The organism is Vibrio sp. UCD-FRSSP16_30 (genome assembly GCF_001676025.1).
Lineage (GTDB): Bacteria > Pseudomonadota > Gammaproteobacteria > Enterobacterales > Vibrionaceae > Vibrio.
Genome location: NZ_LZFW01000002.1, coordinates 212,862 through 234,850 on the forward strand (window position 1 = coordinate 212,862; position 21,989 = coordinate 234,850).

General features: G+C 42.2%; 18 protein-coding genes and 9 tRNA genes. 21 read left to right on the forward strand and 6 right to left on the reverse strand.

Features of this window, described 5'->3' with window-relative positions:
- Positions 1-2: 2 nt before the first annotated feature.
- Entirely contained in the window at positions 3-629 is a 627-nt protein-coding gene (locus tag A9260_RS02445) for an XTP/dITP diphosphatase (RefSeq protein WP_269451460.1), read from the forward strand.
- Positions 626-1,807, forward strand: a complete 1,182-nt coding sequence (hemW, locus tag A9260_RS02450; RefSeq protein ID WP_068695850.1) for a radical SAM family heme chaperone HemW — start codon at positions 626-628, stop codon at positions 1,805-1,807. Before A9260_RS02445 ends, hemW begins: the two co-directional genes overlap by 4 nt.
- 73 nt (positions 1,808-1,880) lie before the next feature.
- On the opposite strand, the gene glsB is transcribed toward hemW, so the two are convergent.
- The 3 genes from glsB to trmB form a co-directional block, all read right to left on the reverse strand.
- Positions 1,881-2,801, reverse strand: a complete 921-nt coding sequence (glsB, locus tag A9260_RS02455; RefSeq protein ID WP_068695852.1) for a glutaminase B — start codon at positions 2,799-2,801, stop codon at positions 1,881-1,883.
- Between the two features lie 90 nt (positions 2,802-2,891).
- A complete protein-coding gene (locus A9260_RS02460) occupies positions 2,892-3,923 on the reverse strand; it encodes a TRM11 family SAM-dependent methyltransferase (RefSeq protein ID WP_068695854.1) in 1,032 nt (343 codons plus the stop codon).
- A 269-nt stretch (positions 3,924-4,192) separates the two neighbouring features.
- Positions 4,193-4,912 (reverse strand): tRNA (guanosine(46)-N7)-methyltransferase TrmB, encoded by a 720-nt coding sequence (gene trmB / locus A9260_RS02465; RefSeq protein WP_068695856.1) that lies wholly within the window; start codon positions 4,910-4,912, stop codon positions 4,193-4,195.
- A 208-nt stretch (positions 4,913-5,120) separates the two neighbouring features.
- On the opposite strand from trmB, the gene mutY reads away from it, so the two are divergent.
- The 15 genes from mutY to A9260_RS02540 all read left to right on the forward strand — a co-directional run bounded on the left by mutY (position 5,121) and on the right by A9260_RS02540 (position 13,671).
- Complete coding sequence (gene mutY / locus A9260_RS02470) at positions 5,121-6,173, forward strand: A/G-specific adenine glycosylase (RefSeq protein WP_068695858.1); 1,053 nt, start codon at positions 5,121-5,123, stop codon at positions 6,171-6,173.
- Positions 6,174-6,183: 10 nt separating this feature from the next.
- Positions 6,184-6,456: an oxidative damage protection protein gene (locus A9260_RS02475; protein ID WP_068695860.1), complete on the forward strand. Its 273-nt coding sequence runs from the start codon at positions 6,184-6,186 to the stop codon at positions 6,454-6,456.
- 47 nt (positions 6,457-6,503) lie between these two features.
- Positions 6,504-7,658 carry a membrane-bound lytic murein transglycosylase MltC gene (gene mltC, locus A9260_RS02480; protein WP_068695862.1) on the forward strand — a complete coding sequence of 385 codons (1,155 nt, stop codon included), beginning with the start codon at positions 6,504-6,506 and terminating at the stop codon, positions 7,656-7,658.
- 103 nt (positions 7,659-7,761) lie between these two features.
- Positions 7,762-7,837 (forward strand) — tRNA-Phe (locus A9260_RS02485).
- A gap of 53 nt (positions 7,838-7,890) precedes the next feature.
- Positions 7,891-7,966: transfer RNA gene (locus A9260_RS02490), tRNA-Thr, on the forward strand.
- 7 nt (positions 7,967-7,973) lie between these two features.
- Positions 7,974-8,049, forward strand: a tRNA-Phe gene (locus tag A9260_RS02495).
- Positions 8,050-8,088: 39 nt separating this feature from the next.
- Positions 8,089-8,164, forward strand: a tRNA-Asn gene (locus A9260_RS02500).
- Positions 8,165-8,760: 596 nt separating this feature from the next.
- Positions 8,761-8,836: transfer RNA gene (locus tag A9260_RS02505), tRNA-Phe, on the forward strand.
- A gap of 45 nt (positions 8,837-8,881) precedes the next feature.
- Positions 8,882-8,957: transfer RNA gene (locus tag A9260_RS02510), tRNA-Thr, on the forward strand.
- A 21-nt stretch (positions 8,958-8,978) separates the two neighbouring features.
- Positions 8,979-9,054: transfer RNA gene (locus A9260_RS02515), tRNA-Asn, on the forward strand.
- A gap of 77 nt (positions 9,055-9,131) precedes the next feature.
- Positions 9,132-9,207, forward strand: a tRNA-Thr gene (locus A9260_RS02520).
- Between the two features lie 20 nt (positions 9,208-9,227).
- A tRNA-Asn gene (locus tag A9260_RS02525) sits at positions 9,228-9,303 on the forward strand.
- Positions 9,304-9,943: 640 nt separating this feature from the next.
- The gene (locus A9260_RS02530; RefSeq protein WP_068695864.1) at positions 9,944-11,824 is read left to right on the forward strand and encodes a PTS mannitol transporter subunit IICBA; all 1,881 of its coding nucleotides are present in this window, start codon (positions 9,944-9,946) and stop codon (positions 11,822-11,824) included.
- A gap of 96 nt (positions 11,825-11,920) precedes the next feature.
- Entirely contained in the window at positions 11,921-13,066 is a 1,146-nt protein-coding gene (locus A9260_RS02535) for a mannitol-1-phosphate 5-dehydrogenase (protein WP_068695866.1), read from the forward strand.
- 68 nt (positions 13,067-13,134) lie between these two features.
- On the forward strand, positions 13,135-13,671 hold the full coding sequence (locus tag A9260_RS02540) for an MltR family transcriptional regulator (RefSeq protein ID WP_068696046.1): 537 nt from the start codon (positions 13,135-13,137) through the stop codon (positions 13,669-13,671).
- Positions 13,672-13,873: 202 nt separating this feature from the next.
- On the opposite strand, the gene nagB is transcribed toward A9260_RS02540, so the two are convergent.
- Complete coding sequence (nagB, locus tag A9260_RS02545) at positions 13,874-14,674, reverse strand: glucosamine-6-phosphate deaminase (protein WP_068695868.1); 801 nt, start codon at positions 14,672-14,674, stop codon at positions 13,874-13,876.
- A 342-nt stretch (positions 14,675-15,016) separates the two neighbouring features.
- On the opposite strand from nagB, the gene A9260_RS02550 reads away from it, so the two are divergent.
- Positions 15,017-15,784, forward strand: coding sequence for a DeoR/GlpR family DNA-binding transcription regulator (locus tag A9260_RS02550; RefSeq protein ID WP_068695870.1), 768 nt, complete (start codon positions 15,017-15,019; stop codon positions 15,782-15,784).
- Between the two features lie 51 nt (positions 15,785-15,835).
- Positions 15,836-17,668, forward strand: a complete 1,833-nt coding sequence (gene glmS, locus A9260_RS02555) for a glutamine--fructose-6-phosphate transaminase (isomerizing) (RefSeq protein ID WP_068695872.1) — start codon at positions 15,836-15,838, stop codon at positions 17,666-17,668.
- Positions 17,669-17,865: 197 nt separating this feature from the next.
- Here glmS and A9260_RS17160 read toward each other — a convergent pair whose 3' ends face one another.
- Positions 17,866-18,576: a GntR family transcriptional regulator gene (locus tag A9260_RS17160; RefSeq protein WP_068695873.1), complete on the reverse strand. Its 711-nt coding sequence runs from the start codon at positions 18,574-18,576 to the stop codon at positions 17,866-17,868.
- A gap of 134 nt (positions 18,577-18,710) precedes the next feature.
- Between A9260_RS17160 and A9260_RS02565 the strand changes: the two genes are divergently transcribed.
- Both A9260_RS02565 and A9260_RS02570 read left to right on the forward strand, forming a co-directional pair.
- A complete protein-coding gene (locus A9260_RS02565; protein WP_068695875.1) occupies positions 18,711-20,048 on the forward strand; it encodes a 6-phospho-alpha-glucosidase in 1,338 nt (445 codons plus the stop codon).
- Positions 20,049-20,446: 398 nt separating this feature from the next.
- Positions 20,447-20,992 (forward strand): pilus assembly FimT family protein, encoded by a 546-nt coding sequence (locus A9260_RS02570; protein WP_197485219.1) that lies wholly within the window; start codon positions 20,447-20,449, stop codon positions 20,990-20,992.
- Positions 20,993-21,022: 30 nt separating this feature from the next.
- Here the strand turns inward: A9260_RS02570 and A9260_RS02575 are convergent, their stop codons facing one another.
- The gene (locus A9260_RS02575) at positions 21,023-21,901 is read right to left on the reverse strand and encodes a patatin-like phospholipase family protein (RefSeq protein WP_068695876.1); all 879 of its coding nucleotides are present in this window, start codon (positions 21,899-21,901) and stop codon (positions 21,023-21,025) included.
- Between the last annotated feature and the right edge of the window lie 88 nt (positions 21,902-21,989).

Here is a 21,989-nt window from a genome sequence, read left to right on the forward strand (position 1 = left end):
CTTTGTCTGTCAACGAATCTGTAAATAAGCCAGCAAATAAATTAGTACTTGCTACTGGCAACCAAGGTAAAGTGCGCGAAATGGCAAGCCTATTGTCTGATTTTGGTTTTGAGGTACAAGCGCAAAGTGAATACAACGTCTCCGATGTTGCAGAAACTGGCACTACTTTTATCGAAAACGCCATTATTAAAGCCCGTCATGCCGCTCAAGAAACCGGTCTACCCGCGATTGCTGATGACTCTGGCTTAGAAGTTGATTACCTAAAAGGCGCGCCCGGTATTTATTCGGCACGTTTTGCCGGAGAAGATGCTACAGACAAGCAAAACCTCGACAAGTTACTGCACGATCTTGAAGGCGTTGCTAAAGATCAACGCAGCGCTCGCTTTCATTGCGTTTTGGTCTACATGCGTCATCACCTAGACCCGACTCCTATTGTTTGTCATGGCGTATGGGAAGGTCAGATCTTAGAGCAATCTGAGGGTGAAAACGGCTTTGGTTATGATCCTATTTTTTATGTGCCAGAAGATCAGTGCGCATCAGCACAGCTGACACCTGAACGAAAAAAACAGCTTTCCCATCGCGGTAAAGCACTAAGCCAACTGTTTGATAAGTTAAAACAAGCACTATGAGCAAACTAATTCCACCATCACTAGGGCTGTATATTCACATTCCATGGTGTGTACAAAAATGCCCTTATTGCGACTTTAATTCACACGCCTTAAAAGGTGATATTCCTGAAGAGTTGTACATTAATGCCCTGCTTGAAGATTTAGAGACGGATCTTGCCAAGTACGCGGATTCAATAGAAGAGAGGAAGCTCACTTCTATTTTCATTGGTGGTGGAACCCCAAGCCTAATTTCCTCTGATCAAATCGCTCGTCTATTAAAGGGAGTCCAACAACGAATCCCATTTATCGACAACATTGAGATTACGATGGAGGCAAATCCTGGCACGATTGAAGCTAAGCGTTTTGCTCAATACGTTGATGCAGGCATTAGCCGAATGTCTATTGGCGTGCAAAGCTTTGAGCAAGAAAAACTGGAACGTTTAGGGCGTATTCACGGTAAAGATGAAGCGGTAAATGCGGCAAAACTTGCGCATAATATCGGTCTAAATAGCTTCAACCTAGATTTGATGCATGGCTTACCAAATCAAAGCATCAAACAGGCACTCACTGATTTAGAAAAAGCCATTGAGCTCGCTCCGCCGCATTTATCTTGGTATCAGTTAACGATTGAGCCGAATACGCTGTTTTATTATAAAAAACCGACTTTGCCAGATGACGATGACCTATGGGATATCTTTGAACAAGGACATCAAAAGCTGACCGCGGCTGGCTACGTACAATATGAGATTTCTGGCTATAGCAAGCCGGGCTATCAATGTCAGCACAACCTCAATTATTGGCGCTTTGGTGACTACCTTGGCATTGGTTGTGGTTCACATGGCAAATTGAGCTTTGCCGATGGACGCATTGTACGTACCACTAAGATCAAGCACCCTCGCGGGTATTTAGGCGCATACCAAAACCTAGTGAAACCCTATACCAATAGTGAGCAGTTAGTCGCAGATGGAGACCGTTCATTTGAGTTCTTCATGAACCGCTTTCGACTCATTGAAGCTTGCCCAAAACAAGACTTCATTGATACCACAGGGCTTCCTTTAAGCTCAATTAAGCCGACAATGGACTGGGCGTTAGATATGGCTTATCTGACAGAAAGTGATACTCATTGGCAGATCACGGAGAAAGGAAAGCTATTCCTTAACGATCTGCTCGAAGCTTTTATGCCAGAAGAAAGCGAATAGATAAAATAAAGAAACTAATGGCTCCATAATTATGAGCCATTAGTTATTGAGGCATTTAGTTAATGAGCACTCTTTAAAAGATAGAACGACCAATACGTTCCGATAACAACTCCAACGCCCGCGTGCCTGCTAGCGAGTTACCAGAAGCATCGAGCTCTGGAGACCATACTGCAATCGTCATTTCACCCGGAACAATCGCTATAATACCGCCGCCGACACCAGACTTACCCGGCATACCAACCCGATAAGCAAACTCACCAGCTCCATCATACAAACCACAAGTGGCCAATAATGCGTTCAATTGTTTGCTCTGAGTGACTGACACTATGCGCTTGCCCGATTGCACTAAACTGCCTTTATTTGCAAGATAGCTAAAGGTTTTGGCTAAATCTACGCAGCTCATTTTTAGTGCGCAAGCATAGAAATAGTTTTCTAGAACCGGATGTACTTCACTATGAAAATTAGCAAAGGAGCGCATTAGATAGGCAATTGCCGCGTTGCGGTCACCGTGCATCATTTCTGAATTGGCTACTACCTTGTCATAGACCAAACGCGGGTCACCCGATAACTGTCTAACAAACTCCAATAAAGAATGTCGAGGGGCTGATAATCGACAATTTAATAAATCTGCGACGACAATTGCACCAGCATTGATGAAGGGATTACGCGGGATCCCCTGCTCCATCTCTAACTGAATCAATGAATTAAATGCCTGACCGGAAGGCTCTTTGCCTACTCGTTGCCAAATTTCACTCTGATCATAAAGACGCATAGCAAGGGTTAAACTCAGCGCTTTAGAGATAGATTGAATTGAAAATGCTTCCTCAGAATCTCCGGCTTTAAACACTTCGCCTGCATTGGTGTACACCGCAATGCCAAGCTTAGTATTTGCTACCTGCGCTAACGCAGGGATATAGTCAGCGACTTTTCCCTGACCAATTAATGGCGTCACTTCAGCCAATATGTCTTGTAAAATTTGCGCGGTAGGTTTCATTTTTCACCTTCGGTCATTTAAAGACAAAAAAGCCAACACTAGGTTGGCTTTTTCTCTAAATCTTGTGCAAACAAGCTCGGGAAATAAAGCTTACGGCTTCACCGCAATAAAGATATTTCGGTTGATCGACTGATCAACTCTGTGTAAATAACCAATATACGGTGACTCATCTTGTACTTCAAAACCTTGCTCTGCAAACAGCTTAGCAAGCTCACTCCACTTCAATGTAAACTCATTAAAGGAAAGTACAATCGCACCTTTTGGCTTTAGCACACTCTTCCAAGCAGGCAGAGCCTCCTCAATCAACTCTAGAGGGCTACGAGCCATCTTGGTATCGCTAGCATTTTTACTGCCATGCTGAACACCATAGGGAAGATCGGACACCATCACATCACAGCTATTCTTCTTGATGATTTGATTGATAATGCGCGTATCAGAGGCATACAGTTTCATTGACTGGCTGTTATTATTAACAAAATCGTCTTTGTTTACTGCCGCAGTCATCGCAAAACCATCAGCAATCTTTTTGCCACCAGCACCGGTGCGCTTCTCTTTGATCACTTTGTGCTTATAGCGGCCGTTTTTCATGTACTTAACAATGAAAGTTTGGATCTCTTGAACCCACTTCGCATTGATCTCTACACCCATCACATCTAAGCCTTGGATCAAACCTTCATATAGCGTGGTGCCTTTACCACACATAGGATCCATCAAACATTTACGTTCGCTATTAGTTTGCGAGGCACTAAGTCCAAGATTGACCATTAAGCGAGTAAATTGCTCATTGGTTTTCCCCGGATAACGTAATATCTGACTCATACTCTCAGGGAAAGTATTAAAAGCTTGTGGCTGTAGTGGTTTCAATAAACCAGAATCCATTACTTGAAAAATCGCGTAATAGATTGAAGATGATGACAGTCTTTTTAGCTGCGCAGCATCCAATTCTTGTTCTGTTTCAAAGACTAAAGCAGCTGGCAAACCAATGTCTTTTTCTGACACTTCATCGACAGTGATATCCATAGAAGTAAGAATTGCTTTAAGTTCAGAACAAGCAATTTTTACCGCGGTATCGAAATAAATGCGATTGTGGCCGGGGTTTGCCAAGATAGCGTATTGAAACATCGAAAAACCTTAATTTGATGGGTATAAATATTTGATAGGTATAAACAAAAGGAGCTACTGCGTAGCCCCTATAATTAGGGCTAACGCATGAGTGAACATTTATCGACCAATCATGTACATCATCTCCACAAAACGCCGTGAAATCATCCTTGATGGCTTCATTGTGGCATCCATGCCACAAATCCATACAACAAAGGCTCGTTCCGATAATGCACATGATTTTGTTCAAATAACGTTCGTAACCTGCCCCTATAATAACTCGATTAGAATTAAGCAGTGCGTTTGTATTTAATATCCCAAACACCGTGACCTAAGCGATGGCCACGAGCTTCAAACTTAGTTAATGGTCGCTCATCAGGGCGAGGAATGTAATCGCCATCGGTTGCGATGTTGGCAAAGCCTGGCGCTTGATTCATGATCTCAACCATGTGCTCGGCATAGTTTTCCCAGTCTGTCGCCATATGGAAAATACCGGTTTCTAGCTGCAGTTTCTCACGTACCATTTCAGCAAACTCAAGTTGAACGATACGACGCTTATGGTGACGTTTTTTATGCCAAGGGTCTGGGAAGAATAATTGTAGGGTATGCAAACTAGCGTTAGGAATCATGTTAGCAAACACTTCTACCGCATCGTGGCACATCACACGTAGGTTAGTCACACCTTCATCGCGAGCTTGGCTCAAACAAGCGCCAACACCGGGGCGATGAACTTCAATACCGATAAAGTTTTTCTCAGGAGAAGCTTTTGCCATCTCAACCAAAGAAGTACCCATACCAAAGCCAATTTCTAGTACGACAGGATTGTCGTTACCAAACACTTGTGTCCAGTCTAGTAATTCATTTTGGTAATCGATGCCCATTGCAGACCAGCAATCATTCAAAGCGGTTTCTTGACCCTTAGTCAATCGACCTTCTCGACGAACAAAACTGCGGATTTTTCTCACCAGTTTGCCGTCTTCGGTATATTCGTTAGTCGTTACTTCGCTCATTCTGTTGCCTGTTCATCGATTAATCAAAGCGGGAATTATCCAAAGAAATCTTCATTACGCAAGTGCATAAACCGTTTCTAGGCTAATTTATTCCAATTTCTCAGCATAATAGCCAAAAGTTAGGCTTATTCAGTACAACTCAATTTTACATCTCCCTTCTATTATGGTGCAATTTCTAATCTTTGATGACTAATTTTCTGGGCTATAAGTGACGCCATTCGCAAATAAAATACTTAACTGGTATCAACAATACGGTCGAAAACACCTTCCTTGGCAGCAGGGAAAAACCGCCTACAGGGTATGGCTGTCTGAGATAATGTTGCAGCAAACTCAGGTCGCAACCGTTATCCCCTACTTCGAGCGCTTTACCACTCAATTTCCAGATGTTGAATCCCTTGCCAATGCTCATATTGATGAAGTGTTACACCTTTGGACAGGGCTTGGTTATTACGCCCGAGCACGCAATTTACATAAAGCGGCGCAGATTGTCGCAACCCAATATCACGGTGAATTTCCGTTAGATATTGAACAGCTTAATGCTCTGCCCGGAATTGGACGCTCCACCGCTGCGGCCATTTTATCTTCGGTGTTTAAACAGCCGCACGCCATTCTTGATGGCAATGTAAAACGAGTTCTGGCACGTACCAATGCCATTGAAGGTTGGCCGGGCAAGAAAAGCGTTGAAAACGCACTATGGGCAGTAGCAACGGAGCATACCCCGCAACAGCAGGTAGATGACTATAATCAGGCGATGATGGATATGGGCGCAATGGTCTGTACACGTAGTAAGCCTAAATGCTCTTTATGCCCAGTATCAGAACACTGTATCGCCTTTAAACAGCACTCTCAGGCCGATTATCCCGGTAAAAAGCCCAAAAAAGACAAACCAACTAAGCAAACTTGGTTTGTCATCCTACACTACCAAGATGAAGTGTGGCTGGATCTAAGACCGCCATCAGGTATATGGGGAGGACTGCACTGTTTTCCTGAGCAACCTAGCGCGGATTTGGATTATTTTTTACAGCAGTTTGGCTGTACACAAGCTGAAATAAATACGACTAAAACATTGATTGCATTCAAACATACTTTTAGCCATTACCATTTAGACATCACACCTGTTTTAATAAACCTAACTCAGCGACCTAGCCTTGTAATGGAACAAAGCCAAGGTCTTTGGTATAACTTGTCACAACCACAAAAACTTGGGCTGGCTACACCGGTTAAGAACCTATTAGCAAACCTTAAGTACGATCTAACATAAGGAACAACTCATGAGCCGCACAGTATTTTGCGAACATCTAAAAAAAGATGCAGATGGTCTGGATTTTCAACTTTATCCTGGTGAACTTGGTAAGCGCATATTTGATGGCATTTCAAAAGAGGCGTGGGCAATGTGGCAAAGCAAGCAAACCATGCTTATTAACGAAAAGAAATTGAATATGATGGACCCTGAACATCGTAAATTGCTTGAAACAGAAATGGTTAATTTCTTGTTTGAAGGTAAAGAAGTTGTCATTGATGGTTATACACCACCAAGTAAGTAATATCTATTGAGTGGCTTTAGCCACTCTTTTTTTGTTTTTGGATGCCAATGAAAAAGCTGCTTTCTTTACTCCTTCCCTGTTTGCTCGTTCCAGCAATGCTTACCGGTTGCAGTCGTGAATTTGTAGAAAAAATTTATGACGTTAACTACGAACCTACCAGTCGATTTGCCGCGCATAACCTTGCTCCAAGTCCCGGACAGTTTGAAAAAGATACCGATGCATTAGATTCGTTGATCAACAGTTTTACTGGTGATATCGAAAAGAAATGGGGTAAAGATCAGGTTAAAGTTGCCGGTAAGAGTAACTATGTCAAATACATAGATAACTATGACAGCCGTGCTGAAGTGAACTTTTCTACGGGTAAGATCACCATTGAAACCGTCGCCACTAGCGATCCTAAAGCGCATCTAAAAACCGCCATAATTACCACTTTATTGACACCTGACGATCCTGCTCACGTAGATCTATTTTCATCTGCAAATATAAAACTAGAGGGTGAACCCTTTTTATATCAACAAGTTGTCGATCAAGATGGTAAAGCTATCCAATGGAATTGGCGTGCTAACCGTTTTGCTGACTATTTGATCGCACACAAGATGAAAACCAAAAAAGTGGACTATAAAATAGCCCACTATGTCGAAATTCCAATGGTTTCGACCCACTCTGATGTGCGCTCTTATAAGTATGCCAATATCGTAAGAAAAGCCTCACAGCGTTACGATATTCCCGAAGATCTTATTTATGCGATCATCAAAACTGAAAGTAGTTTTAACCCCTACGCGGTCAGCTGGGCTAATGCTTACGGGTTAATGCAAGTCGTACCTAAAACAGCCGGTGCCGATGTATTTAAGCTAGTGAAGAAAAAATCCGGTATGCCATCACCCGAATATCTGTTTAATCCAGAGAATAATATTGATGTAGGAACTGCGTACTTTTACATCCTTAAAAATCGTTACCTTAAAGATATCCATAATTTCTTATCTTTAGAGTACGCTATGATCTCCGCTTATAACGGTGGCACTGGCGGTGTGTTAAATACTTTTGACCGAAACAGTCGAAATAATGCACTAAAACACATCAATGCCTTGCAGCCAAATCAAGTTTATTGGGCATTAACCAATAAACATCGAAATATGGAGTCGCGTAAGTATTTGCAAAAAGTGACTAAATTTAAGCGGGAATTTAATCAAGGTAAGGGATAATTTAACCAATATGGTCAAATAGAAGGCAAAGAACACGTTTTTTTGAAAAAAACTCAAAAAGCAGTTGACGGATTTACGAAAAATGCGTTTAATACGCTCCGTTGCCCGGATAGCTCAGTCGGTAGAGCAGAGGATTGAAAATCCTCGTGTCGGTGGTTCGATTCCGCCTCCGGGCACCACAATTTGTTGTTGGTGTTCATAGAACGTCAGTGAAGCAAAAAGAATATAGTGTGCCGACTTAGCTCAGTAGGTAGAGCAACTGACTTGTAATCAGTAGGTCACCAGTTCGACTCCGGTAGTCGGCACCATTCTTTTGCCTCGATAGCTCAGTCGGTAGAGCAGAGGATTGAAAATCCTCGTGTCGGTGGTTCGATTCCGCCTCGAGGCACCATTATTTGGTGCGTAACACGCTAAGTGTTGCTCAAATAATTCCCCTTTAGTTCAGTTGGTAGAACGGCGGACTGTTAATCCGTATGTCGCAAGTTCAAGTCTTGCAAGGGGAGCCACATTATAAGCCCTAGTCTTCGGACTGGGGCTTTTTTGTATCTGCATTTTAAGCATTCACAAGATTGCGCTACTCATAATTAATCACTCATAATTAATAACTCATAGTAAGCACCGCTATTAAGTGTTTTAACCCGCAGCGCTTCCCAGTGACTGGCGACGATTGGTATCATTGTATTAATACTCTTATTTCTGCCATACATTCTGTCTCGATTTACTCCCAGCTGCACTTATCTAAATTCTGAGTTAAGCTTTATCTGCATGCTGCAATTCGCTCCCCTTTCTAATGAGTAATAAAACAGCACAGTAAAAGTTATCTAGTCTGAATGTTTCACAATCACCGGAATTGGCACTCGATAAGTTATTACTCACTGTAATCTCATGATCCTTGCACTTAAGTCGCAAAATTATTTGCTTTGCCCTTTACCTGTAGCACGTAATACAGCAAAAACCGGATGCGCAACTTGTTTGGAATTGGCTAAAAAAGCACTCTTTTATACAGAAAATATACACTTCGGACTAGATTTTCGCCAAGTGGAATCTTTTTTGCATTTTTTTGTTGACGTGAATAGGGAAAAACCGTTTAATACCCCCCGTCGCCCGGATAGCTCAGTCGGTAGAGCAGAGGATTGAAAATCCTCGTGTCGGTGGTTCGATTCCGCCTCCGGGCACCACAATTTAATTGTTGGTGTCTTAGACATCAGTAAAGAATATAGTGTGCCGACTTAGCTCAGTAGGTAGAGCAACTGACTTGTAATCAGTAGGTCACCAGTTCGACTCCGGTAGTCGGCACCATTTATTTACTTTAAAAGTAATTCCCCTTTAGTTCAGTTGGTAGAACGGCGGACTGTTAATCCGTATGTCGCAAGTTCAAGTCTTGCAAGGGGAGCCACATTTAAACTAGAATCTAATACTATTAACTAAATAGTGATAGAGTTTAGTTAGGCGAAAGCCAACAAAATATAGTGTGCCGACTTAGCTCAGTAGGTAGAGCAACTGACTTGTAATCAGTAGGTCACCAGTTCGACTCCGGTAGTCGGCACCATTTATTTACTTAAAAGTAATTCCCCTTTAGTTCAGTTGGTAGAACGGCGGACTGTTAATCCGTATGTCGCAAGTTCAAGTCTTGCAAGGGGAGCCACATTATAAGCCCTAGTCTTCGGACTGGGGCTTTTTTGTATCTGCTGATTATGCCTATCGTAAAAAGCAGCGAGTCATCCTTGCTGATTTTAATAGTTCCACAAATAATACCAATCGACTTCTACTTCTAGCTTAAATACCCAAAGCGCCCTAATTACCAGCAAGTAAGCTTATTTATCCCGGCTCTACCTACCCTGCTGCAAATTTTCACTGACACCTTGTCTGTTATTTTAGTCACGCGCACCAAATCATGTAATTAAATTACGAGATCTAGATTGAATTTAGCTTTTGTTTATTTCATAACCCGAAATAAATCAACAATTAACCACTCATTCATAATTCTAATTATTTAAAGCAATAAATGGGATTTAGATCACGTTCTATTTTTTATCACCCATAATAATAACGTGACTTAAGTCACCTTTAGTTGATAGCGATTATCACTTGGTGTCTTGTGTAATTTTTCAACAGCGGTTATTTGTGACTTAGATCACTATGATTTGATGCGCACGGTAAATATAAAGTGACACGCATCACATTTTATTGCCGGATAATGCATTTTCAAAATTATGTGTTAGATTTTTCCCAACGTTAAACAAAACAACAGTGCCATCTGGCTCAAATAATAAATGAGGTCACCTATGCTATCTCCCGAAGCGAAGATAAAAGTCCAAAACTTTGGTCGTTTCCTCTCCAACATGGTTATGCCTAATATAGGTGCATTCATTGCTTGGGGTTTCATTACCGCACTATTTATACCAACAGGCTGGATACCTAACGAAACACTATCCGCCATGGTTGGCCCAATGATTACTTACCTATTGCCTCTATTGATTGGTTATACCGGTGGTAAAATGGTTGGTGGTGAACGTGGCGCGGTTGTTGGTGCTATCACGACAATGGGTGTTATCGTTGGTACTGATATCCCAATGTTTATGGGTGCAATGATTGTTGGTCCTCTTGGTGGCCTTGCAATTAAGAAATTTGATGCAGCTGTTCACGGTAAAGTGAAGAGTGGCTTTGAAATGCTAGTGAACAACTTCTCTGCCGGCATTATCGGTATGATTTGTGCAATCCTTGCATTCTTAGTCATAGGCCCTGCAGTTAAGCTACTATCGACTGGCCTAGCGGCTGGCGTAGATGTAATGGTTAATGCTGGTTTACTTCCTTTAGCTTCTATTTTCGTAGAACCTGCAAAAATCCTATTCCTTAACAACGCTATCAACCACGGTATCTTTACACCACTAGGTGTTCAGCAATCAGAAGAACTTGGTCGCTCAATCTTCTTCCTAATCGAAGCAAACCCAGGCCCAGGTCTTGGTCTACTCCTTGCTTACATGGTATTTGGTAAAGGTAACGCTAAGCAATCAGCTGCTGGTGCTTCTATTATCCACTTCTTTGGTGGTATCCATGAAATCTACTTCCCATATGTATTAATGAACCCTCGCCTAGTTCTTGCGGTAATCGCAGGTGGTATGACAGGCGTATTCACTAACGTTATCTTTAGTTCAGGTCTCATTTCACCAGCATCACCGGGCTCTATCTTTGCTGTCCTTATCATGACACCTAAAGATTCATTCATCGGCGTAATCCTTTCGGTTATTGCAGCAGCAGCGGTTTCTTTCCTTGTTGCAGCACTGCTAATGAAGACTCAAGCTCAATCAGATGATGAAGACGATTCACTAGAAAAAGCTGCAAGCCAAATGAAAGACATGAAAGCGTCTTCTAAAGGTGCTGGTAACGTAAGCATGGCAGCAGTTAGAAACATTATCGTAGCCTGTGATGCGGGTATGGGGTCAAGTGCGATGGGTGCTGGTCTACTACGCAAAAAGGTAGAAGCAGCTGGTCTAAATATTTCAGTGACTAACCTTGCTATCAACAACCTTCCACAAGATGTCGATATCGTTGTTACTCACAAAGATCTTACCGACCGTGCTCGTTCTGTTGTCAGTGATGCTCATCATATCTCACTCTCTAACTTCCTAGATGGTGGCGTATACGACAAGCTTGTCGCGCAATTGCTAGACGCTCAAGGTGCTGAAAAAAAAACTGATGCGCCAGTAGCAGTAGACACTAAGCCACAAGGTACGCTGCAACTATCTGACGACAATATCTTCTTAGGTTTAAATCTAAAAACCAAAGAGCAAGCGATTAAGTTTGCAGGTGAACAACTTGTAAGACTAAACAACGTTAGCCCTGAATATATTGACGGAATGTTAGCTCGTGAAGAACTAGTGTCTACTTACCTAGGTGAGTCTATCGCAGTACCACACGGTACTATCGAAGCTAAAAAATACGTTAAAAGCACTGGCATTGTCTTCTGCCAATTCCCTGAAGGTATTCAGTGGGGTGAAGAAGAAGATGACATTGCTAAGATGGTGATTGGTATTGCCGCACAAGGTGACGAGCATATCCAAGTAATCACCGCTATCACAAATTCACTTGATGACGAAGAAGCAGTTGAGTTATTGAAAAATACATCAAATCCTCAGGATGTACTCAATATTCTCAACGGTAAGTAATGCTTAAGTCATGCTCCTAAGTAAGTGACGAGGCCAGCTCCCCTAACATTCCGCTGGCCTCCTTTTTATTCTTATTAATCTTTATTAGGTACCGTTATGAAAGCTCTACATTTTGGCGCAGGTAACATTGGGCGTGGCTTTATTGGTAAATTGTTATCAGATGCTGGCATCTCAGTCACGTTTGCAGATGTAAATGAAACTGTGGTAAATGCTCTTATCGAGCGCAATGAATACCCCGTTAAAGTGGTTGGCGCAGACTGTGTGGTAGAAACCGTATCCAATGTCACAGCCGTAAACTCGACCAGTTCAGAGGTCATCAACTGTATCGCTGAGTCAGATTTAGTGACAACAGCCGTTGGTCCAACTGTTCTAAACATTATTTCAAAAACCATTGCCCAAGGAATCGAACTTCGCTTCTTCCAAGGCAATGAAACGCCGTTAAACATCATTGCCTGTGAAAACATGGTTCGTGGTACAAGTCAGCTTAAAGAAGCGGTGTACGGGCATTTAAGTGATGACGTAAAAGCAAAAGCTGATCAACAAGTTGGTTTTGTCGATTCAGCAGTGGATCGCATCGTGCCACCAGCAGAAGCAGGTGAAACTGACCCGCTAGCAGTCACGGTTGAAACCTTTAGTGAGTGGATTGTTGACCGCACACAATTTAAAGGCAATGTGCCTAACATCCCAGGAATGGAATGTACTGATAACCTAATGGCGTTTGTTGAGCGTAAACTGTTTACCTTAAACACTGGTCACTTGATTACTGCTTACTTAGGCGTACTCGCCGGTCACGAGACAATTAAAGACTCAATTGAAGACGATGCTATCCGCGCAGAAGTCACCGCAGCCATGGAAGAAAGTGGCGAGGTTCTTATTCGTCGCTACGGTTTTGAAGCCAAAGCTCATGCAGCCTATATCCAAAAGATTTTAGGTCGATTTGCGAATCCATACCTTCGCGATGAAGTTGATCGTGTGGGCCGTCAGCCAATTCGTAAACTAAGTCCGCAAGATCGTCTAGTCAAACCTTTAAATGGTACGTTAGAATACAGCCTGCCAAATGATCATTTAGTTAAAGGGATTGCTGCTGCATTCCATTATAAAAATGACGATGATCCGCAAGCTGTAGAACTTCAAGCAATGTTTGCCGAAAAAGGCTTTGCTGAAACCTTAGCTCACTACTCAGAGCTGAGTGTTGACTCAGAAGTCGTTAAGCGCGCAGAAGCAGCTTATTTAGCAATCTAATGAAACCTCGTTTAGGTGCTTCTCATGAAGCACCTTTCACACCCCGTTTGCACAGTATTAAGAGTTGTATGCCAATAACGCCTGAGCACGAAACAGAACTCCTAGAAGCCCTTTCTGAAGCAGAGAGTGCCCATGAATGCCTGTTGATTGCTTATGATGTATTAGACGATACTGTTGATGCATTACTAAAAAGCATCTTATTTAAAGATGACTACGCAGTGAAGTTTGTTGTCGACCCCTTATTGACCAATGATGGACCGCTAGGAGAGATCTTAGTAAGAACAAAACTGTTATTGGGTTTAGGCAGCATCTCTAAAGAAGTTTATGATGATATTGATATTTTTGTCACTTTAAGAGAATGGGCAAAATTTCAAGGCGATAAAGTTAGCTTTACCGAAGTCGATGTTTTATTTGAATTAAACAAAATCAATGCCGTAAAAACACTGATTCCCCTAGAGTTTAATGCTTCTCTTACCGAAGGCATGAGCGGTGCAACTTTAGATATGTTTTTAAGCAGACACTTCCAACGTGTACGATCAACATTAGTACTGGCTGTAACCGATATAGTGGCTCAGCTATGTCGCGAGAACGACCTTACCTCATAAAACCACTCAAACAAAACCACCTTACAGCAAGCAATAATCAGTCCTTAGCGGTGCGATCGCATCTGTTACCATTACAGAGATGACATTTATACCAATCACAGTAATTAAATGTTCAGAAATAGCGCAAAAAAAATTCGACGCTACTAATACCAATGGCACTAAGTAGCGTCGAACATTAATTTTTATTCAGCGTGATTAAAGATTATAAACCTTTAATGTTTTCAGCTTCTAGCTCGTTAAAGTACTTAACAGTTTTAACTTTAAGTTCTTGTTGTGCTGGCTCATCCGCAACAATAACAGCTTTATTGTGCATTTGTAGCGCAGTAACAGTCCACATGTGGTTAATGCAGCCTTCTACAGCCATTTGCAGAGCTTGAGCTTTGTTGTGACCTAGAGAAAGAATCATTACTTCTTCTGCATCAAGCAAAGTAGCAACACCAATAGTAAGTGCGTACTTAGGTACTTGTGAGATGTCACCATCAAAGAAACGAGAGTTCGCAATACGAGTATCTTCAGTTAGTGTCTTGATACGAGTGCGAGATGATAGAGATGAACCTGGCTCATTAAATGCAATGTGGCCATCAATGCCAACGCCACCCATGAACAAGTTAATCTTGCCGTAAGATTTCATTTTAGCTTCGTATGCAGCGCAATGAGCGTCGATATCGTCAGCTAGACCGTCAAGCAAGTTAATGTTTTCTTCTTGAACATCAACGTGGTTAAAGAAGTTGTCGTACATGAAAGAGCGGTAAGACTCAGGGTGTTTAGGATCAATACCGACATATTCATCCATGTTGAACGTAACAACGTTCTTAAAGCTTACTTCACCCGCTTTGTACAAATCGATAAGTGCTTTGTACGTAGTTAGTGGTGTGCCACCTGTTGGTAGACCTAATACAAATGGGCGTTCAGCCGTTGGTTGAAATTTATTGATGCTCTCAACAATATGACGAGCAGCCCACTTACCTACTTTTTCAGCATTGCTTAACGGAATAAGTCTCATAACTCTACCTTTTTGAATTTAGGGTTTGATGTTTTTTTGTAGTGTAAAATAAGTCAGCATATTATCCAATAGGTAATCATAAGATTTTGATCTTGATCGGTAAAAAAGTCCTCTAATCACCACCATTTCGCTCATATAGTCATCAACAATAGGCTTTCACAACGAAAGCAATGGCATATAAAATCATGCATATTTCACAAAGAAAATTATCCTCTTCACTTCGTAAGTTAGCCTGCAATTCTTTGATCTAACTCAACCCACAAGCTAAATAAACTTTCAGTTTGTAGACATCTAAGTTTCGATGTGAAAGAATAAAACAATCAAAACGAAACTAAATCAGTTATGACTAAAAGAAATACTCAAATTCGACGCAGTGCAATTGCTTCTTTAATAGAAGAGCAAGGTGAAGCCACCGTTGAAGAATTAGCAAAACGTTATGACACATCTGAAGTCACTATCAGAAAAGATCTGGCATCTTTAGAGCAAAGCGGTCAATTGTTGCGTCGTTATGGCGGCGCAGTCTCTTTACCTAGAGAAACCGTTGCCGAAGAAATTGATCTTCTTATCTCAGAAGAAAAGCTTTCACTCGCCTCTACAGCAGCCTCTTTAGTTCGTGACCATAACCGTATCGTTATTGATAGCGGCAGCACAACGGCGGCGCTCATATCTCAACTAAGCACTAAAAAAGGCTTAGTTGTGATGACCAATTCATTAACCGCGGCAAACGCTCTTAACGAATTAGAAAGTGAACCTACCCTATTGATGACTGGCGGCACTTGGGATGCACATTCAGATTCATTCCAAGGACAAGTGGCAGAAGCGGCGCTACGTTCTTATGACTTTGACCAGTTGTTTGTTGGTGCAGACGGTATTGACCTTGCAAGAGGCACCACCACCTTCAATGAGCTGATTGGTTTAAGCCGCGTGATGGCTGAAGTCTCTCGCGAAGTTATCGTGATGATTGAATCAGACAAAATTGGCCGTCGCATTCCAAACTTAGAACTGGCGTGGGATAGCATTGATGTAGTGGTCACCGATCAGAGCTTATCTGACGAAGCTAAAAACATTATCGAATCTAAATCTGTGCGTGTAATACGAGCAGAAAAGTAATTAATATTTATCGTCTTCTTCTCAGCATGAAGACAAACCGGAGAATCAAACATGTGTGGAATTGTTGGTGCAGTAGCACAACGTGATGTAGCAGAAATCCTAGTCGAAGGCTTACGCCGTCTTGAATACCGCGGTTATGACTCAGCAGGTGTTGCTGTTGTTGATAGCGAGTCAAACCTTACTCGTGTACGTCGTTTAGGTAAAGTTCAAGAACTGGCTGATGCTGTTGATGCACAACACGTTATCGGCGGTACTGGTATTGCACACACACGTTGGGCAACGCACGGTGAACCAAGCGAAGCAAACGCTCACCCACACGTTTCTGGCGATATTGCAGTAGTACATAACGGCATTATTGAAAACCACGAAGAGTTGCGCGAGCTGCTTATTGAACGCGGTTATGTTTTCACTTCTCAAACGGATACTGAAGTTATTGCTCACCTAGTCGAGTGGGAACTAAGAACATCAGCATCATTGATTGAAGCGCTACAAAAAACAGCCAAACAACTAGAAGGTGCTTACGGTACTGTAGCCGTTGATCGTAAAGATCCTAGCCGCATTGTTGTTGCTCGCTCTGGTAGCCCTATCGTAATTGGCCGTGGCGTAGGTGAAAACTTCCTAGCTTCTGACCAACTAGCACTACTTAACGTCACTCGTCGCTTCATCTACCTAGAAGAAGGCGACATTGCAGAAATTACTCGTCGTGATGTTTCTATCTTCGATAAAGAAGGTAACTCTGTTGAGCGTGAAGAACACGAATCTAACGCTGAACACGATGCTGGCGATAAAGGTAAATACCGCCACTTCATGCAAAAAGAAATCTTTGAGCAACCTACTGCACTTATCAGCACAATGGAAGGTCGTCTCTCAGCAGACTCTGTGATCACTAACGCTATCGGTGTACACGCCGAAGAGATCCTAAGCAAAGTTGAGCACGTTCAAATCATCGCTTGTGGTACTTCATACAACTCAGGTATGGCCGCTCGCTACTGGTTCGAATCTATTGCTGGCGTAAGCTGTGACGTAGAAATCGCTTCTGAATTCCGTTACCGCAAATTTGTTACTCGTCCAAACAGCTTGCTTGTGACTCTTTCTCAATCAGGTGAAACAGCCGATACTCTTGCTGCATTACGCCTAGCAAAAGAAAAAGGCTACATGGCAGCAATGACTATCTGTAACGTGGCAGGCTCATCACTGGTTCGTGAATCAGACTTTGCCTTCATGACCCGCGCAGGAACAGAGATTGGCGTAGCATCAACCAAAGCATTCACCACTCAGCTTGCAGCAATGCTAATGATGGTTGTCTCTATTGGTCGCTTGCAAGGTCGCGTAGATGAAGCTCGCGAAACTGAGATTGTTCACGCTTTGCATGAACTTCCACAAGCCATTGAAAAAGCATTAGCTTTTGATAAAGAAATCGAAGCATTAGCCCCAGATTTTGCCGATAAGCATCATACCTTGTTCCTTGGTCGTGGTGAGTTCTACCCTATCGCAATGGAAGCTTCATTGAAGCTTAAAGAAATCTCTTACATTCACGCAGAAGCATACGCAGCAGGCGAGCTTAAACACGGCCCACTAGCCTTGATTGATGCTGACATGCCAGTTGTTGTGGTTGCACCAAATAACGACCTGCTAGAGAAACTTAAATCAAACGTTGAAGAAGTACGTGCTCGTGGCGGTCAACTATACGTATTTGCAGACGAAGAAACGGGCTTTGAAGGCGATGAAAACATGAAGATCATCAAGATGCCTCATGTAAACGAAATCACCGCACCAATCTTCTACACAGTGCCAATGCAATTGCTGTCTTACCACGTTGCCATCATCAAAGGTACTGATGTTGACCAACCTCGTAACCTAGCAAAAGCGGTAACGGTTGAATAACGTTTTTATTCTAGTGTCGATTCTCAAGACACCTAAGATTAGAACTCAACAATAAAGCAAAGACTTTCAAAGCCCGGTTAAGATAATGAATTAACCGGGCTTTTTTATGGAAAAATCACATTAAACTGAGAAGCAAATCGTCAAGCAAACGAGTGAAGGCTAAGAGGAGGCTTTCAAGCTATAAACGTGGTTACAGGTTAATTTGGACGCTTAGCGATAAACTCAAAACTGTATTGATTGAGCTTGAAGTAATTAACGCTGTACTCAAAAATCGTTCCATCATCAAACTCACCCACAGAGAGCACCTTCAATAATGGTGAGTCATCTTTTATACCCAATAGGCTATTTACTTTTTTCTCTGCAATTTCAGGCATTACGGTTTGTTTGCTTTGCGCAATTTTCATGCCTTTCGCTTCAATGTACTCATACTTTGAACCTCGCATAGCATCGACAGTTAAGTCAGAAAATAGCGATAAAGGTAAATAAGTGCGCTCCAGCATTTCAGGCTCACCATCAATGAGTCGCAATCGTTCAATATGGTAAACCTTATCGTGTTCATCAATTTCTAACTTGGAGACCACCAAAGCATCTGGCTCCAGCACCTCAAAAGTTATTATTTCAGTTGTTGGCTTTTTACCCTGAGCTTTCACTTCTGCATAAAAACCATTGAGATAAAAGGCATCATGAACAGCGGATTTGTTTTTTTTAACGAACGTACCCCGTCCTTTTACTCGATAAAGCAAATCTTGATCTACCAGTAACCCAAGCGCTTTTCTTACCGTCATTCGGCTTACACCGTACACCTCAAGCAACAAGTTCTCCGGCGGAATCATGTCCCCTTCTTTGTAAACTCCTGTTTCAATTTGCTCAACAAGATCATCAACAATTTTTAAATATACCGGTTTCATAACGTCTCAAGCTTAGTGTCTTACAGGAAGTATACATTAAATAGACATTAACTGCTTATCATATGTTGACATGTATACGATATGTATACATTATATGTACATAGCCAATACATACAACAAGACGAGGCCCTACAGTGAAACGACAAAACCTAACCATTATCGGCGGCGGCTCTACTTATACTTTAGGTATGATGATGAGCTTAATCGCGGAAAAAGAAAATCTACCGCTTAAAACCATTCGTTTTTATGACATTGATGGCGAACGCCAAAAACTTAATTCGGAAGCAACGAAGATCCTTCTAAAGGAAAAATATCCGGAAGTAGAAGAGTTTGTTTACACGACTAACCGAGAAGAAGCCTTCAAAGATACTGACGTCTTTTTTATCCAAATTCGTACCGGTGGCCTTGCCATGCGTGAACGCGATGAACAAATTTCTTTATCTCACGGTTGCGTTGGGCAGGAAACTTGTGGTGCAGGTGGCATGGCTTATGGTCTTCGTTCTATTGGCGATATGATTGACTTGGTAAAAGATATTCGTAAGTTCAGCCCTGATGCGTGGGTGCTTAACTACACCAACCCTGCGGCTATCGTTGCAGAGGCACTCAACCGCGTCTATCCGGACAATAAAAAGATTCTCAATATCTGTGATATGCCGTGTGTGATCATGGAAAGTTACGCAAAAATGCTAGGCTGTGAGCTTTGGGATTTAGTGCCAGAATACTACGGCCTTAATCACTACGGTTGGTTTACAAAAGTTCGTAACCGTCAGGGTGAAGACCTTACACAAAAGATCAAAGACATCATCCTAGAAAAAGGGTTAGAAGCAAGTGCGGTTGATATTGCCCACGATCAATCATGGCAAGCAACATTTAAAAACATGCAGATGATGCTGGCGGATAATCCGGAGTATCTACCAAGCACCTATCTACAGTACTACCTATACCCAGAGAAGATGGTAGCAAAAGAAGACATTAATAATACTCGTGCTCGTCAAGTGATTAATGGCCGAGAGAAAACGGTCTTTAGTATGTGTCGCCGTATTATTGAAAACAACACGACCGAATGTGAGAACATGCACGCAGACGTTCATGGTATCTACATGGTCCGTGTCGCTGCATCAGTGCTATTTAATCAGGGTGAGAAATACCTTGTCATTGTTCCTAACAACGGCATTATCAGCAATCTGCAAGATGATGCTATGGTCGAAGTACCAGCAGCATTGATGAATCATGGAGTAGAACCCTATTCCATTGGTAAAATTCCAACGTTCCAGAAAGCGATGATTGAAACTCAACTCGGCTTTGAAAAGCTAGTCGTTGATGCGTGGTTCACCGGTTCGCGCCAGAAGCTTATCAATGCTCTTACACTTAACCGTACAGTTATAAGCGTACCAAAAGCTAAGAAACTTGCTGAAGACATTTTAGAGGAAAATAAAGCTTACCTTCCTCAGTTCTTTGAACAAGAAGCTTAATCTAACCGATGATAACAAGGGCTATTTCTTACTCATGCTTTTTCCGAAAGCCAGTTTGAAATAGTACTAGATACATATGCAAGACGGCCTATGCGATCTTATTACCCTTCGACATCAAGGATGATTTCACAGCGTCTTGTGGCGATGATGTGCATGATTGATCGATAAGTGTTCACTCATGCGTTCGCCCTAAATACCTAAGAGCAAAAGTCGCCAATAAATGTTATTGGCGACTTTTTTGTTTTAACGGAACCTTTAATATCAAGACTGATTTGATTTCGGTAATAATAATGCTACCTTTTAGTATTGCGAATTATAAACACAATGATTTTATCAATATAAACAGCGTGTTACGCCTACCAAAAGTTTATTAAACCTCACAATAACAAGGATGTATTGTGGTCAAAAAATCCAAAGGATTTACCTTAATAGAGCTCATTTGCGTTATTGTTTTTATGGTCATACTGGCCGTAGTTGCCATACCCAAATTCATACGGTTATCGACTGATGCTCGCATAAACACCATGACGATGGTTGCCTCAGCCATGCGTGCAAGTGCAGACCAAGTGTTATTTAAAGCGCAGATTCAAGGGGTAACCAATGGCACCGTTAACCTGCCAAGCATTGGCAAAACAGTGACCGTATACAATGGACACGTAGCAGGACACTGGCGAGATGCATGGCAACACATACTCGACATAGGAAAAGTCATTGAATGGACCGACGTTAGAGCCACTTGCGTAAAACATGATCTGTGTGGTGTGGGTAATCAATGGGGCAACAATGTACCTGGATTTCCAATACCAGATAACTACAGCGGCCAAAGGGGGTTAGTGACGGTATGGCCTATTGGATATGAACTGGCCGATCTTTGTTACTCCTACTATTACAACCCACAAGATGGCGGAACACCGACCATAGGAACCGTGCTCGATGGATGTTAATAGGCAGGCTAGCGAAAGATAATAGCCACCTTAAATCGCATAACAAGCAGTACACTCTTCCACAGAAAACCGCTCTCTACCTTGTAGATTGAGCACATGGTTTTGCCCAGCTTCTAACCCCATTTGATAACCAATATCGAGTAATTGCCTTTTACGTGTCAAACGCTTCACAGGGAAGTTCTCTGGCGGCGCAATCACGCGGATGGTTGCATCAGTAGGAGGAAAGCGAATAAACTCCAGTACCTGATTGTATCGTATGGCTCGGGTTGTTAATGTTTCTGCCACCTTTGGCGTCTCTCTCAATAAACGCTTCATCAACCAATGGCTCTTAGATTCTGGCATGTTGTAAGACAAAGGGTGAGACAGAATCACCGTAATATCACGGGCGCCGCGTCGATACGCTTCTTTTACCGGGATTGAATCCGCTACCGCACCATCGGTAAAACAGCTACCAGAGAAACACGCACTGCCTTTATAAGCGATAGGCAAGGCGGTTGTTGCCTCTATCACCCCAGACATATTTTGCCGAGAAACCTGAAAGTATCGAGCCACTCCAGATTCGATATCCGTGGTAGCCGCGTAAAAAGGAATGGAGTTAAATAACGCATCCAGATCAATGGGATACTTATCCATAGAGGCATCACTTAACCATTTCACATCCGTTAAGTTACCACCTCTAGCAAAACGAGACAGACTATAAAAATCTTTTGAGGTCGCAAGCTCGGTAATGATTTTGTAATTTCTATGCTTACTTTGTGCAAGAAACCCTAATAGATTAGACGCCCCAGCGGACACGCCAATTGCAAAATCAAAAGGCAAATGCTCATAATCTAAATAAGCATCCAGCACACCCGCAGCAAAAATACCACGCATTGCCCCACCTTCTACCACCAACGCTTTTTTATTCACAATAATGTATCTCTAAACCCAACTGCGCATAGAATAGTTCACAATTTAGAAGGAGAATAATCGCTAGTAATTATTGGTTTGATAGGTG

What these genes read in the sequence shown, in the direction of transcription:
- A9260_RS02460 (WP_068695854.1), bottom strand. Translation starts at nt 3,923, where the DNA reads ATGTTTCAATACGCTATCTTGGCAAACCCCGGCCACAATCGCATTTAT.
- mltC (WP_068695862.1), top strand. Translation starts at nt 6,504, where the DNA reads ATGAAAAAGCTGCTTTCTTTACTCCTTCCCTGTTTGCTCGTTCCAGCA.
- A9260_RS02550 (WP_068695870.1), top strand. Translation starts at nt 15,017, where the DNA reads ATGACTAAAAGAAATACTCAAATTCGACGCAGTGCAATTGCTTCTTTA.
- glmS (WP_068695872.1), top strand. Translation starts at nt 15,836, where the DNA reads ATGTGTGGAATTGTTGGTGCAGTAGCACAACGTGATGTAGCAGAAATC.
- trmB (WP_068695856.1), bottom strand. Translation starts at nt 4,912, where the DNA reads ATGAGCGAAGTAACGACTAACGAATATACCGAAGACGGCAAACTGGTG.
- A9260_RS02475 (WP_068695860.1), top strand. Translation starts at nt 6,184, where the DNA reads ATGAGCCGCACAGTATTTTGCGAACATCTAAAAAAAGATGCAGATGGT.
- A9260_RS02540 (WP_068696046.1), top strand. Translation starts at nt 13,135, where the DNA reads ATGCCAATAACGCCTGAGCACGAAACAGAACTCCTAGAAGCCCTTTCT.
- A9260_RS02535 (WP_068695866.1), top strand. Translation starts at nt 11,921, where the DNA reads ATGAAAGCTCTACATTTTGGCGCAGGTAACATTGGGCGTGGCTTTATT.
- glsB (WP_068695852.1), bottom strand. Translation starts at nt 2,801, where the DNA reads ATGAAACCTACCGCGCAAATTTTACAAGACATATTGGCTGAAGTGACG.
- nagB (WP_068695868.1), bottom strand. Translation starts at nt 14,674, where the DNA reads ATGAGACTTATTCCGTTAAGCAATGCTGAAAAAGTAGGTAAGTGGGCT.
- A9260_RS17160 (WP_068695873.1), bottom strand. Translation starts at nt 18,576, where the DNA reads ATGAAACCGGTATATTTAAAAATTGTTGATGATCTTGTTGAGCAAATT.
- hemW (WP_068695850.1), top strand. Translation starts at nt 626, where the DNA reads ATGAGCAAACTAATTCCACCATCACTAGGGCTGTATATTCACATTCCA.
- A9260_RS02530 (WP_068695864.1), top strand. Translation starts at nt 9,944, where the DNA reads ATGCTATCTCCCGAAGCGAAGATAAAAGTCCAAAACTTTGGTCGTTTC.